9 protein-coding genes are annotated in these 13658 nt (G+C 66.6%); 6 read left to right on the top strand and 3 right to left on the bottom strand.

Translation table 11 applies throughout. The features are described 5' to 3' along the window. Positions 1-12 precede the first annotated feature (12 nt). Both AC6EUH_RS00420 and secA read left to right on the top strand, forming a co-directional pair. On the top strand, positions 13-1281 hold the full coding sequence (locus tag AC6EUH_RS00420) for a winged helix-turn-helix domain-containing protein (protein WP_499737499.1): 1269 nt from the start codon (positions 13-15) through the stop codon (positions 1279-1281). A 70-nt stretch (positions 1282-1351) separates the two neighbouring features. After that, positions 1352-4090, top strand: a complete 2739-nt coding sequence (gene secA, locus AC6EUH_RS00415) for a preprotein translocase subunit SecA (RefSeq protein ID WP_056425842.1) — start codon at positions 1352-1354, stop codon at positions 4088-4090. 174 nt (positions 4091-4264) lie between these two features. Here secA and AC6EUH_RS00410 read toward each other — a convergent pair whose 3' ends face one another. Both AC6EUH_RS00410 and AC6EUH_RS00405 read right to left on the bottom strand, forming a co-directional pair. After that, positions 4265-4756 (bottom strand): Rv3235 family protein, encoded by a 492-nt coding sequence (locus tag AC6EUH_RS00410; protein WP_499737498.1) that lies wholly within the window; start codon positions 4754-4756, stop codon positions 4265-4267. A gap of 73 nt (positions 4757-4829) precedes the next feature. Then, the gene (locus AC6EUH_RS00405) at positions 4830-5624 is read right to left on the bottom strand and encodes a LysM peptidoglycan-binding domain-containing protein (protein WP_499737497.1); all 795 of its coding nucleotides are present in this window, start codon (positions 5622-5624) and stop codon (positions 4830-4832) included. Positions 5625-5782: 158 nt separating this feature from the next. On the opposite strand from AC6EUH_RS00405, the gene AC6EUH_RS00400 reads away from it, so the two are divergent. Next, positions 5783-6370, top strand: a complete 588-nt coding sequence (locus AC6EUH_RS00400; RefSeq protein ID WP_056425850.1) for a hypothetical protein — start codon at positions 5783-5785, stop codon at positions 6368-6370. A gap of 43 nt (positions 6371-6413) precedes the next feature. On the opposite strand, the gene AC6EUH_RS00395 is transcribed toward AC6EUH_RS00400, so the two are convergent. Continuing rightward, positions 6414-6629, bottom strand: a complete 216-nt coding sequence (locus AC6EUH_RS00395) for a helix-turn-helix domain-containing protein (RefSeq protein ID WP_056425852.1) — start codon at positions 6627-6629, stop codon at positions 6414-6416. A 148-nt stretch (positions 6630-6777) separates the two neighbouring features. On the opposite strand from AC6EUH_RS00395, the gene AC6EUH_RS00390 reads away from it, so the two are divergent. From AC6EUH_RS00390 to AC6EUH_RS00380, 3 genes are read left to right on the top strand one after another with little or no spacing between them, the layout of a single operon-like run. Beyond that, positions 6778-7422, top strand: coding sequence for a CpaB family protein (locus tag AC6EUH_RS00390; RefSeq protein WP_499737496.1), 645 nt, complete (start codon positions 6778-6780; stop codon positions 7420-7422). After that, entirely contained in the window at positions 7419-8729 is a 1311-nt protein-coding gene (locus AC6EUH_RS00385) for a CpaE/TadZ family protein (RefSeq protein ID WP_499737495.1), read from the top strand. Before AC6EUH_RS00390 ends, AC6EUH_RS00385 begins: the two co-directional genes overlap by 4 nt. Positions 8730-8788: 59 nt before the next feature. Next, complete coding sequence (locus AC6EUH_RS00380) at positions 8789-13654, top strand: NAD-glutamate dehydrogenase (protein ID WP_499737494.1); 4866 nt, start codon at positions 8789-8791, stop codon at positions 13652-13654. The last annotated feature ends 4 nt before the right edge of the window (positions 13655-13658 follow it).

Genomic DNA, 13658 nt, shown 5'->3' with positions numbered 1-13658 from the left:
GAAAGGACTGACGTGCAGGAAGTGCTGAGCCTCCCGCAGGCCCGGCGGATCGCACTGGCAGCCCAGGGACTAGACAAAGTACGGCCCGCCGGACCCGTCACCGCACGGGCGGTGGGCCGTACCTTTGCCCGCCTGCAGCTGGTGCAGATCGACTCCGTCAATGTGTTGTCACGGAGCCACTACCTGCCGTTCTTTTCCCGCCTCGGGAACTACGACCGCTCCATCCTCCAGCGAATGGCCGGCACCCACCCGCGCCGCATGATGGAGTACTGGGCCCACGAGGCCAGTTTCATCCGCCCGGACCACTTCCAGGACCTGGTCCTGTGGCAGAGCCGGAAATGGGTGGGGGCACACGCCATGGACCCCGAGCTGCGCAGCGGTGTCGCCGCCAGGGTGCTCGAGGCGCTTGCCGCCGGCCGCCCGATGACCGCCGCCGAACTCACCGTCCGCCTGGGCCATGTGGAGGACATGCAGCAGGACAACTGGGGGTGGAACTGGAACGTCGTCAAGCGGGTCCTGGAACACCTCTTCGAGGCGGGCCTCATCTCGGCCTCGTCCCGCACGGAATCCTTCGAACGGCGCTACACCCTCACCGCAAGGGTCCTGCCCGAACGGCCGGACGATGATTCCGGCGCTGCAGCCAATGCGGACACCGGGCAGGACCAGGCGGCCGCACTGGTTCGCCTCATTGATGCCGCTGCCCGCGCCCACGGAATCGGTACGCTGCGGTGCTTTGCGGACTACTTCCGGACGCCCATGCGCGCGTCGGCCGTTGCCGTGGAACACCTCGTCAACGCCGGCCGGCTGCGACCCGTCACCGTTCGGGGCTGGAACAAACCCGTCTACCGGCACGCTGAGGCCAAACTCCCGCGCGCGGCCACGGGCCGGGCACTGCTGAGCCCCTTCGACTCGCTGGTCTTCGAGCGGCGGCGTCTTGAGGACTTGTTCGGCTTTCACTACCGCATAGAGATCTACACCCCGGAGCCGAAGCGCCGTTTCGGCTACTACGTGCTGCCGTTCCTGCTGCGCGACGGGATTGTGGCCCGCGTCGACCTCAAGGCCGACCGGGCCAACGGCCTCCTGCTGGCCAGGGCAGCCCACGCGGAGCCCGGCGCTCCGGACGACACCGCCGTCGAACTCGCCGCGGAACTGCAGCTCATGGCAGAGTGGCTGCAACTGGACGGGGTTATTGTGTCCCCGAAAGGGGACCTGGCGCCGGCGCTCGCGGACGCTGTGTCCAAGGCAGGAAGCGGTGTATCCGCTCTGAGGGAACAGGCGTAACCGGCCCTGCGTCTCTCCCGTAGACTAAACACGCCAGAATTCGGCAGCTTGAGACTGGGAGCAACTTCACGTGGCATCACTTATCGAAAAACTTCTCCGCACGGGTGACAAAAAAACCCTGAGGCAACTGCGGAACTATGCCGATTCCATCAATGCCCTTGAAAGCTCCTTCCAGACCTTCACCGACGCTGAACTGCGCGAGGAGACCGACCGTCTCCGCGCACGCCACGTTGACGGCGAGACGCTGGACGACCTCCTGCCCGAGGCGTTCGCCGCCGTCCGCGAAGCCTCCTCCCGCACCCTGGGCATGCGCCACTTCGACGTCCAGCTGATGGGCGGGGCCGCCCTGCACCTGGGCAACATCGCCGAAATGAAGACCGGTGAAGGTAAAACGCTCGTAGCCACCGCCCCGGCCTACCTGAACGCCCTCGCCGGCAACGGTGTGCATGTCATCACCGTCAACGACTACCTGGCGGAATACCAGTCGGACCTCATGGGCCGCGTCTACCGGTTCCTGGGACTGACCAGCGGCTGCATCCTCTCCAACCAGGACCCCGCCCTGCGCCGCGAGCAGTACGCCGCCGACATCACCTACGGCACCAACAACGAATTCGGCTTCGATTACCTGCGCGACAACATGGCATGGGACAAGTCGGAACTCGTCCAGCGCGGCCACAACTTCGCCATCGTCGATGAAGTCGACTCCATCCTCATCGACGAGGCGCGAACCCCGCTCATCATCTCCGGCCCCGCCCAGGGCGACACCAACCGCTGGTACAGCGAATTCGCCAAGGTGGTCACCCGGCTCAAGCCCGAGGAAGACTACGAAGTCGACGAAAAGAAACGCACCGTCGGCGTGCTCGAGGCAGGCATTGAAAAGGTTGAGGACTACCTGGGGATCCACAATCTCTACGAGTCCGCCAACACCCCGTTGATCGGGTTCCTTAACAACGCCATCAAGGCCAAGGAACTCTTCAAGCGGGACAAGGACTACGTCATCCTCGACGGCGAGGTGCTCATCGTCGACGAGCACACCGGCCGCATCCTTGCGGGCCGGCGCTACAACGAGGGCATGCACCAGGCGATCGAGGCCAAGGAAGGCGTTGAGATCAAGGCCGAGAACCAGACGCTGGCCACGGTCACGCTGCAGAACTACTTCCGCATGTACGACAAGCTGGCCGGCATGACGGGTACCGCCGAGACCGAAGCCGCCGAGTTCATGAGCACCTACAAGCTCGGCGTCGTTGCCATCCCCACCAACCGCGACATGCAGCGGATCGACCAGCCGGACCTGGTGTACAAGAACGAGGCCGTCAAGTTCGACGCGGTGGTCAAGGATATTGCCGAGCGGCACGCGGAGGGCCAGCCGATTCTGGTGGGCACCACCAGCGTCGAGAAGAGCGAATACCTCTCCCGGCTGCTCGCCAAGGAGGGCGTCCGGCACGAGGTCCTCAACGCGAAGAACCACGCCCGTGAAGCCGCCATCGTGGCGCAGGCCGGGCGAAAGGGCGCCGTGACCGTGGCGACCAACATGGCCGGCCGCGGTACCGACATCATGCTCGGCGGCAACGCCGAGTTCACCGCCGTCGCGGAACTGGCCAAGCGCGGACTGGACCCGGAAGAGAACTCCGAAGAATACGAGGCCGCGTGGCCCGAGGCCTTCGAAGCCGCGAAGCAGTCCGTCAAGGACGAGCATGAGGAAGTCCTGGGCCTCGGCGGCCTGTACGTGCTGGGCACCGAACGGCACGAATCACGCCGGATCGACAACCAGCTTCGCGGCCGTTCCGGCCGCCAAGGCGACCCCGGCGAGTCCCGGTTCTACCTGTCCCTGACCGACGACCTGATGCGCCTGTTCAACTCCGGCGCGGCAGAACGGCTGATGAACAGCTCCGTGCCGGACGATGTGGCGCTAGAATCCAAGCTCGTCTCGCGCGCCATCGCCTCGGCCCAGGGCCAGGTGGAGGGCCGCAACGCCGAACAGCGCAAGAACGTCCTCAAGTACGACGACGTCCTGAACCGCCAGCGCGAAGCCATCTACGGCGACCGCCGCCGCATCCTCGAAGGCGACGACCTCCACGAGAAGGTCCAGTACTTCCTGGAAGACACGATCACTGCGTTTATCGACGAGGCCACGGCCGAGGGCACCGGAGACGACTGGGACTTCAACCTGCTCTGGTCCAACCTCAAGACCCTCTACCCCGTGAGCGTCACGCCACGGGACCTCATCGACGAGGCCGGTGGAAAGTCGCGGATCACCGTGGACTTCCTCAAGGAAGAGATCCTCTCCGATGCGCGCCTGGTCTACAAGGAGCGCGAAGATGCCATTGGGCAGGAGAGCATGCGCGAGCTCGAGCGGCGCGTGGTCCTTTCGGTCATTGGCCGCAAGTGGCAGGAACACCTCTATGAGATGGACTACCTGAAGGAAGGTATCGGCCTGCGGGCGATGGCGCAGCGCGATCCGCTGGTGGAGTACCAGCGCGAGGGCTTCATCATGTTCCAGGCCATGATGGAGGCAATCCGGGAGGAAAGCGTCGGCTTCCTGTTCAACCTTGAGGTTGAAGTGACCCCCGCCGAGGACGTTGTGGTGGCAGACGAATCGGGCCAGCACACCGAACATCACGAACCGCAGATCCGGGCGGCGGGACTGGAAGCACCCGAAAAGCCGGCCCAGCTGCAGTACACGGCCCCCGGCGAGGACGGTTCCGCACAAACCCGTGTCGAGGCGAAGGCCTCCGGACGCTCCGGCAACCCCGCCAAGGCCGCGGCGCAGGACGCCCCCCGCCGCGCGAACAAGAAGAAGCGGCGCTAGCCGGCCGCCTGCGGGCTGTTTCGCTGACGCGAGGCCAGACGGCCGCCGCAGTGAGAGTCACCGTGAAAGAGGACCGGAACATGTTCCGGTCCTCTTTCATTGCTGCTGTCTCCTCCTTCCGTCGCTTCGGTCAGTCAGCCCCCAGCGTGCTTCCGGTGACGCGTGCGTTTGCGGTCACCCGATTTCCAGCACAGTGACCCGCCAGGCAAGCCTGCTGCGCTCCAGCCTCAAAGCGACCGCCCGGACCCGCAAGTCCTCAGCCACAACGGCGCTGGCTTCATAGACATCCGCGGATACCTGGCAGGCCCGGACCGAGCGGACGGAAGGATTGCGGTGCAGCCGTCCTGCGGTGGGCGACGCCCCGCACGGGACCCTGCGGGTCAGTGCTGCCCGGTGCTGCAGGGCCGCGAGACAGCGCTCGTCAAGCCTGCGGGCAAGCTGCTGCGCCGGCCGGATGCCCGCCAGCACCTCGATGGCGGCCTGAACCGTGCTACGGGAAATGGCACAGATCTCCCGTTCTTCGACGGCCGCGTGCAGAAGTGGCGGCGCAACGGGCCGAGTGTCCGGGCGGTCCGCCGGAGCTTCGCTGCCAGGGACCAGGCGCACGGGGGATGACGCGGAGAGTAGGGGTTCCGCGGCGGCGCGGGGGCGGGGCATGGCGCTCATGGGGCTTCCTTTGCTGTTGTGGGTGGCTGGTGCGGATCACGGTGGTTCATGGTGGCGCTGGCAGCTATCGGGTTTAGGGCGCCGGCGGAACCCGGAGTACCTGGCCGGGCCGCAGGAGATGGGGGTTGTCGCCGATGACGTCCCTGTTGGCCCGGTAGATCCGGGGCCAGTCCAAGGCGATGTCGACGTCGGAGGCGTAGGGTCCCAGCCGGGCCGCGGACAGGCCCCACAGCGAATCCCCTGAGCGTACTGTCACCTCAACCCCCCGGCCGGCGGGCTGCTGGAGGCGCCGCGGCCCGCCCGCCAACGGGCCGGGTTCAATGACCGGGGGGAGCGGGCGCCACTGCGGATGGGCAACGGCGGGCGCGCCGGGCGGAGCGCCAGTCGCGGCCGGGTCCGGCGTCCGGGTCCACGCGGCAGACGCCGAGGGGGCGGGGGAGGCTGCAACAGGGAGCGACGACGCTGTCGACATGGACGGCGCGGGTGATGCCGTGGCCAGCGGTGCGGTGAGCAGCTGGAGTCCGACGGCGGCCAAGGCGAGGCGGCGCATGAATCCGGGGGCGAACTTCCCGGTAGCCGAGGCGGCACGTACCTTCCCGGACCGTTCCAGGAGCGCCGCGGTAACAGCAATGACCAGGGACATGGCCCACCAGACCGTCACGATCAGGCCGGCCGTGTTCGCCACGAGGCCCAGCTGGTCTTCGAACCCGAGGGACTCGTGGCGTGCCGAGGAGATCCGCCAGCGTTGCACCATGCTGCTGCCCGTACCGGCGAGGAACAATCCCAGCAACAACACGACGATGGCCATGGCCGCGTCTGCTCGAAGCACCTGCCGGGGCGTGGATCCCGGGGTTACCGCTGCTCTCATGTTGTGCCTGCCTCACATCGACGTGACTGCACTTGGTTAGTGTTTGGTGCTGTTTGGTGCTGTTGTAAGTAGTTTGATCCCCTTTGGCTTATTTTGTCTACAGTTGATCCGAGCGGATGCGGTTGACCCGCTAAGACCGGCTCGCCTACGCTGACGCCATGCGCTGGGATGCCCTCTTTGACGATCTGGAGACTCAACTGGCCGCCGGAGAGCGGCTGGATCTCGACGCGGAAATCACGGAGCGCACCCGGACGGAGGAGGCGGCGGTGGAGCTCGCGGACAGGCTTCGCGGCTCGCTCGGTCTGCCTATTACGGTCCGGCTGGCGTCCGGGTCGACGTTCGAGGGGACTCTGAGTCACGCGGGGAGCCAGGCACTGGTGCTGGATGAACCGCGGCATCAGGTGCTGGTTCCGTACGCGTCGGCAGTCCGTTACCTCGGACTTTCCCGGCTGGCCGTTCCCGAGCCGTCCAGAGTCCGGCAACGGCTCGGCCTGGCCAGCGCCCTGCGCGGCCTGGCCCGGGACCGCGCGGCCCTGGCGGTGCTGATTTCGGGTGGCCCGGCAGGGGAGACGACGCTCCACGGCGTGATTGACCGGGTCGGGCGCGACTACCTCGATTTGGCGGTCACCGGGGATGGCGAGGAGCGAAGGGCGGCCAACGTCCGGCAGCTGGCGACCATTCCCCTAGCCGCGCTGGCGGGAATCAGGTCGGCCCGGACTCCGGGCTCCTTGGCAGCCGGCTGTTAGGCAGCCGGGCAATGGCGGGACCGCCGCCTGCGGCGCGTCCGGCTCAGCGGGTCTTGGACTTGGCCTCTTCGATCATCCGGCTTGCTTCCGCATACCGCTCCTCAATGTACTGCTCGAGCATCTTCTCCTCGACACGCCACTGGCCCCGTCCGCCCACCTGGATGGCCTTCAGCTCGCCGCTGCGTACCAGTGCGTAAGCTGCCGGGGCATTGATCTGGAGCTGCTCTGCGACGTCGGCAAGGGTCAGGAATCGGGGCATGACACCATTTTGCCACCGATGGCTCCATCTGAGGCCTTTATCCACAGTTTGCACTTCTTTGTTCCCGAGGCTTCCCGTCAGGGCACGAAGGCGTAACAATGATCATGCCCGGCCAGTGTCGGGCGGCGACTACGGGGGGAGCGGGCGCATGAGTGCGAGCACGGTGGCTGGCGGGGCGCGGCTGAAGAAACCATCGTGGAAAGATCCCAAGCTCCTTGTTGGCATTTTGCTCGTCCTCGCCTCCGTTGTGGGGGTCATTTCCCTGGTCGGAGCCGCGGACCAGACCGCCGAGGCGTACACCGCACGGGAAGCGATCGCAGTGGGGGAAACGTTGACCGTGGACAAACTGAACCGCGTCCGGGTCCGCCTGGGCGACGTCGAACAGCACTATCTGACGCCGGCGACCGGTGTGGCTGAAGGACTCGTTGCCGCCCAGAGAATCGGCAAGGACCAGCTGGTGCCCCGCGAGAGCTTCGGGCAGCCGGACGGCCTGGACCGGAAGCCGGTCGCGGTCACCATCGATGAGGCACTGCCGGCCCAGGCGGTGGCGGGCTCCCGCGTGGACGTCTGGGTGGCACTGCCCGACACCCGGAACGGGTTCAGCCAGCCCACCCTGCTGTTGCCCAGCGCAGAAATTGCCCAGATTACGCCGGGCAGCAGCGCCCTGGGGTCCGCCCGGTCCACCGTCGTCATGGTGCTGGTTGCGGACGAGCAGATGCCGAAGCTGCTGGGAGCGCAGGCCAACAAGGCAAAGATCTCCGTGGTCTGGAACCCGGGAGGGGCGGGCCGGTGAGCATCCCGGTCGTCACCGTCGGAGACTCGCGCGAAGACCTCGTCGGCCGGCTCGAGCGGCTCCACGGGCCGGTATCCGTGGTGCGGCGGTGCAGCGAACTGGCGGAACTCTTGGCGGCCTGCCAAGGCGGGCTGGCCCGTGCCGCCGTTGTGGCTGAGGGCAGCGAGGAACTGACGGCGTCGCTGGTCGACCGGCTGTCCGCCGTCGGCGTCGTCGTCGTTGCGTTGACCGACAGACCGGAGGAAACGGCCCGGCTCCGGGGCATCGGTGTGGCCGCCGAACTGACCGGAGTGGACGCCGCGGCGCTGGCCAACCGGATCGAAGCGGCTGTCGCATTGCTGGCGGCAGACCCGCGGCTCCGCCAGGGGGACAACGCCGTACAGGCCGTCGGCAGCACTGCCGCCGGAAGGTCAGGCGGGACAGCAGGGGAAGCGGCGGAGCGGTCCGCCGAGGGGCGGATCATTGCCGTGTGGGGCCCTGCCGGTTCGCCCGGCCGGACCATGCTCGCGGCCAACATGGCGGCAGAACTGGCAGCCGAGGGAAAATCGGTGCTGTTGGTGGATGCCGACAGCTACGGTGCCAGCATTGCTGCCATGCTTGGTCTGCTGGATGAGGCGGCCGGGCTCGCGCAGGCCTGCCGCCTGGCGGACCAGGGTCTTCTCGACGGGGAGGCCCTGCTCAGGGTGGCGGTGCCGGTGGTCACCAAAACAGGAATTTTCCACGTGCTGACCGGAATCACCCGTGCGGACCGCTGGACTGAGCTCCGCGCCGCGGCGCTTTCGCTTGTGCTGGCCAGGGCCCGGCAGGTAGCTGAGGTTATTGTCATCGATACGGGCTTCTGCCTTGAATCCGACGAAGAGCTGAGCTTCGACACCATGGCGCCGCGCCGGAACGCCGCGACGCTGAGGAGTCTTGAGCTGGCGGACACGGTGTTCGCCGTCGGGGCGGCGGACTCGATTGGCGTTCCGAGGCTGGTCCGTGGCCTCGCCGAGCTGGAAGTGGCCGTTCCGCACGTGTGTCCGCAGGTGGTGCTGAACAAGGTCCGCCAGTCCGCGGTAGGTCGCTCCCCGGAGCGGCAACTCCGCGATGCGTGGGAGAGGTACGGCCCTGCCGTCCCGGTTTCGGGGTTCCTCCCGGCGGATCCGGTCTCGACCGATGCGGCACTGCTGTCAGGGTCCCTCTTACTGGAGACTGCGCCGGATTCGCCCCTCCGACGGGGTATCGCTGCCTTGGTTTGTGCACCCGCCCAGCGAAACCGCGGATCCTCTGTATTTTCTTCCACAGCGAAGCGCCGCCCAAAGGACTAGGCTCGCCATGAGGGCCGCAACGAAGCGGCCGTGAATTTTCTTTATGGAGGCGTTTGTCGATGTCGTCTGGGTCCAGCGTGGAGGATCAACCCGTTTCGATCGGTGCCGGAGCAGGCTACCTGAAGGACTACTACGAGCACCTTGCTGAAGAGGATGCCCGCGCCTACCCGGCGGAGCTGCTCGCCGCACGGGCGCAGACGCACCGCGACACGGCGGCGCAGCGGTTCCCGGGTATCGCCAACATCACCATCGCCGACGAGGCAGACCGCAGTGTCGTCTATATCGTCACCGACGATATGCCCTTCCTCGTGGACTCGGTCAACGCCGAACTGGTCCGGCAGAAGTCCCCCATCCACCTCGTGATGCACCCGCTGTTCGTCGTGACCCGCAACCGCGAGAGCGGGGAACTCGTCAAGGTCGCACGGGTTCCCTCACATCTGGGCATCTCCAGTGGCGACACGGCGGCCATGCCGAATCTCTCGCACCTGATCGCCCAGGGCGACAACGCCTCGCACATGGAATCCTGGATCGCTGTCGAAATCGACCGCGTCGACGACGCGAAGCGCGCGGCGCTGGTGGAGGGCATCGGCCGGGTGCTCGACGGAGTGCGGGCCGCCGTCGAAGACTGGCCGAAAATGCGGCACAAGGCACTCCAGATCGCGGAGGACCTCGACAAGCTGGCCAACCCTGCGCAGATCGCCGAACTCCGCCAGGCCCAGGAGCTGCTCCGCTGGCTGGATGACGGGAACTTCACGTTCCTCGGCTACCGCGAGTATGACCTCAAGAACGAATCCGGCGAGGACGTCCTGGAACCCCGGGAAGAGAGCGGCCTCGGCCTGCTGCGCGGCGGAGCCGACACCCCGCACCAGATCCAGCACCTCACCGAGGCCGGACGGAGGAAGGCCCGCGAAAAGCGCGCCCTCGTCATCACCAAGGCCAACTCCCGCTCCACCGTTCACCGCTCCGCGTACCTGGACTACATCGGCGTCAAAAGCTTCGACGCCGCCGGCAACGTCAACGGCGAACGCCGCTTCATCGGGCTCTTCGCCACCACCGCGTACGCCGGATCCGTCCGCGACATTCCGGTGGTCCGCGAAAAGGTCGCCGCCGTCCTGAGTGACGCGGGCTTCCCGCCGGACTCGCACTCCGGCAAGGATCTGCTGGGCATCCTCGAAACCTACCCGCGTGACGAGCTGTTCCAGATCGAAATCCCTGATCTGGCCGCGATCGCGACGGGTATCCAGCGGCTGCAGGAACGGCGCCGGACCCGACTGTTCCTCCGCCCGGACATCTATGGACGTTTTATGTCAGCCCTCGTCTATCTTCCGCGTGACCGGTACACCACGAATGTGCGCCTGCGCATCGAGGAAGAGCTGCGCGAGACCTTCGACGCCGTGTCCATCGACTACGAGGCGCGGATGACGGAGTCCGCCCTGGCCCGGCTCTTCTTCCGGATCCGGCTTCCCAAGAATGCCGATGTCAGCAACGTCAACAGCGACGACCTTGAAAAGCGCCTGGTCCGGGCGGCCCGCTCGTGGAGCGAGGGCATCGCCGAGGTCCTGCATGCCCGTGCCGAGGGCGTTCAGGACGACGGCGCCCAGGAGCTTGCCGCCGTGTGGGCCGAGGCCTTCCCCGCGACCTACCGGGTGGACTATGAGGTGGAGGATGCCCTGGAGGACATCGCCCGCTTCGAGAAGTACGGAGCCGCCGCAGAGCGGGCCGGGGAGACTGTTGAGGAACAGCCCGGCGTCCACGTCTATCTGCCCCAGGGCGCCGGTGCGACGCTCGAAGAGGACGCGCGGGTCAAGCTCTACATGCTGGACCCCAAGAGTCTGAGCCAGATCCTGCCTTTCTTCCACAACCTGGGCCTGGAGGTCCTGGACGAGCGCCCGTTCGAGATCGAGACGTCGGACCACCGCGACTTCTTCCTCTACGACCTGGGCCTGAAGTACCCGGCAGGGGTGGACCCGATCAAAACGGGGCAGCTGCTGGCGGATTCCTTTGGTGCCGCGGTGTCCGGCGCCGTGGAATCGGACAGCTTCGACCGGCTGGTTCTGCGCGAGGGGATGCACTGGCGCCAGGTGGTTGTGTTGCGCGCCTACGCCAAGTACATGCGGCAGATGGGCAACACCAACTCCTACGGGTTCCTGGCTGACACGCTGCTGGCCAACCCTGATGTCAACCGCGGGCTCAGCGCCCTGTTCGAGGCCCGCTTCGATCCTTCGCTGGGCGAGGACGAGCGCCGGCTCCGGCAGAAGGAGGTCCTCGCCGGACTGGACGCGGCGATCGAACAGGTCGCAACCCTCGACGCCGACCGTGTGCTGCGCACCTTCAAGAACCTGATCCTGGCGACGCTGCGGACCAACTACTACCAGAACAAGCCGCACCTCAGTTTCAAGCTGGACCCGGCCGCCATCGATGGCCTCCCGTTCCCCACTCCGATGTTCGAGATCTGGGTCTACTCGCCCCGCGTCGAGGGTGTGCACCTGCGATTCGGCAAGGTGGCCCGCGGCGGCCTGCGCTGGTCTGACCGCCGCGAGGATTTCCGCACGGAAATCCTTGGCCTGGTCAAGGCCCAGACGGTCAAAAACGCCGTGATCGTGCCCACCGGGGCCAAGGGCGGGTTCTACGCCAAGCAGCTACCGGATCCCGCCGCGGACCGCAGCGCCTGGATGGCCGAGGGCGTCGAAAGCTACAAAACGTTCATCCGCGGCCTCCTGGATGTCACCGACAACCTCGTCACGTCGCCGGAAGGCGAGCGGCTGGTGCCGCCCGCCGACGTCGTACGGCATGACGACGACGATTCCTACCTCGTGGTCGCGGCCGACAAGGGGACGGCGTCATTCTCGGACATCGCCAACGGCCTGGCCGCGGAGTACGGTTTCTGGCTGGGAGACGCCTTCGCCTCCGGCGGCTCGGTCGGCTACGACCACAAGGCCATGGGCATCACCGCCCGCGGTGCCTGGGAGTCGGTCAAGCGCCACTTCAGCGAGCTGGACCTGGACACGCAGTCCGAGCCCTTCACGGTGGTCGGCGTCGGCGACATGTCAGGCGACGTGTTCGGCAACGGCATGCTGCTCTCGAAGCACATCCGCCTGCTCGCGGCCTTCGACCACCGGCACATCTTCCTGGACCCCACCCCGGACGAGGCCGTCTCCTTCGCCGAGCGCCAACGCCTTTTCGAGCTGCCCCGTTCCTCCTGGGACGACTACAACAAGGAACTGATCAGCGAAGGCGGGGGTGTGTTTGCCCGCCAGGCGAAGTCCATCCCGGTTTCGGCCCAGGTCCGGTCCGCGCTCGGGCTGCCCGACGGAACCACCCGGCTCAGCCCGCCCGAACTGTTGCGCGCGATCCTGCTTGCCCCCGCCGACCTGCTGTACAACGGCGGCATTGGCACGTACGTCAAGGCCAGCACGGAAACGAATGCCGTGGTCGGCGACAAGGCCAATGACTCGATCCGCGTCGACGGGCGGGAACTGCGTGTGAAGGTGGTCGGTGAAGGCGGCAACCTGGGCATGACGCAGCGGGGCCGCATTGAGGCCGCCCTCCAGGGCGTCATCCTGAACACCGACGCGATCGACAACTCCGCCGGCGTCGACTGCTCCGACCATGAGGTCAACATCAAGATCTTCGTGGACCGGATGGTCGCCGCAGGCAAGCTGGATCCTGCGGAGCGCTCGGAGTTCCTGGCCTCGATGACCGACGAAGTCGGCCGCCTGGTGCTCGAGGACAACATTGACCAGAACATCCTGCTGCTCAACGACCGGATGCGGGTTTCCGAATGGAGCCCCAGCTACGAACGGTTGATGGACTGGCTGGAGACCCACGCCGGGCTGAAGCGGGACCTTGAAGCCCTGCCGACCACGGACACGCTGCGGGAGCGGCTTGAACAGGGCCAGGGCCTGACCTCGCCCGAATTGTCCGTGCTGGCCGCCTACGCCAAGATCGAACTCGCCTCGGCGCTGCGGGACAGCGACCTGGCCGAAGATCCGTGGTTCCGGGATACCCTGCGGGCCTACTTCCCGCAGCAGCTGCGGGACAGGTTCGACGCCGAACTAGACACCCACCCGCTGCGGCGCGAGATCATCGCGACCGTCGTGGCGAACGACATGATCAACATGGGCGGGATCACCTTTGCGTTCCGCGCCATGGAGGAGACCTCGGCCACCGAGGCCGCCGTCGCCAAGGCGTTCGTGGCGCTCCGTGAAGTCTACGAACTGGACATCATGGTCGGGGAACTCAACGAGCTGCCCGCGTCCTTCCCGACGGAACACTGGAGCACCGTCCACCTGGACATCCGCCGGCTCCTGGACCGGGCCGTGCGCTGGGTCCTGAGCCAGGGCAACGCGGCCCGGCCCATTGCCGAGATCGTGGGCGAGTTCAAGCCGCTGATGGATCCGATGCGGGCACGCCTGCTGGATTACCTGCGCGGCGACGACCGTGCCCGGGTGACCGAATGGCTCGAAAAGGCGCGCGGCTGGGAACTCCCCGAGGACCTGGCCCACCGCTGGGCGGAACTGTTCGAGAGCTTCGTGCTGCTGGACATCGCCAAGATTGTGCACGTCAGCCCGGAACCCGTCGAGAACATCGCACACGTCTACTACACGGTGTTCAACCGGTTCCATGCCGACTCCCTGCTTGAGCGCATCACAAAGCTGCCCAGGGAGGACCGCTGGCAGGCCCTGGCCCGCGCCGCCCTCCGTGACGATCTCTACTCAACCGTCTCGGATATGACGACGGCGGTGCTGGAGGCGACCACTCCGGGAATGCCCGCGGAGGAACGGCTCGCGGCCTGGGAGAGCCAGAATGTTGAGCAGCTGGGCAGGGCGAAGAGCATGTTTGACGAAGTGAACGCCCTCGAGGCCGATGACATGGCCTCGCTGTCGGTAGCATTGAGGCTCTTGAGGTCAATCGTCCGACGCTAGCCAA

This window comes from Arthrobacter sp. 001422645 (genome assembly GCF_059816125.1).
The sequence above is the reverse complement of the archived record's forward strand: the minus strand, read 5'-3'. Positions and strand labels throughout refer to the sequence as shown.

Bases quoted from the DNA above. Each gene is read 5' to 3' on its own strand.
- AC6EUH_RS00410 (WP_499737498.1), bottom strand. From the start codon at position 4,756: ATGAGCGCCATGCCCCGCCCCCGCGCCGCCGCGGAACCCCTACTCTCC.
- AC6EUH_RS00405 (WP_499737497.1), bottom strand. From the start codon at position 5,624: ATGAGAGCAGCGGTAACCCCGGGATCCACGCCCCGGCAGGTGCTTCGA.
- AC6EUH_RS00400 (WP_056425850.1), top strand. From the start codon at position 5,783: ATGCGCTGGGATGCCCTCTTTGACGATCTGGAGACTCAACTGGCCGCC.
- AC6EUH_RS00395 (WP_056425852.1), bottom strand. From the start codon at position 6,629: ATGCCCCGATTCCTGACCCTTGCCGACGTCGCAGAGCAGCTCCAGATC.
- AC6EUH_RS00390 (WP_499737496.1), top strand. From the start codon at position 6,778: ATGAGTGCGAGCACGGTGGCTGGCGGGGCGCGGCTGAAGAAACCATCG.
- AC6EUH_RS00380 (WP_499737494.1), top strand. From the start codon at position 8,789: ATGTCGTCTGGGTCCAGCGTGGAGGATCAACCCGTTTCGATCGGTGCC.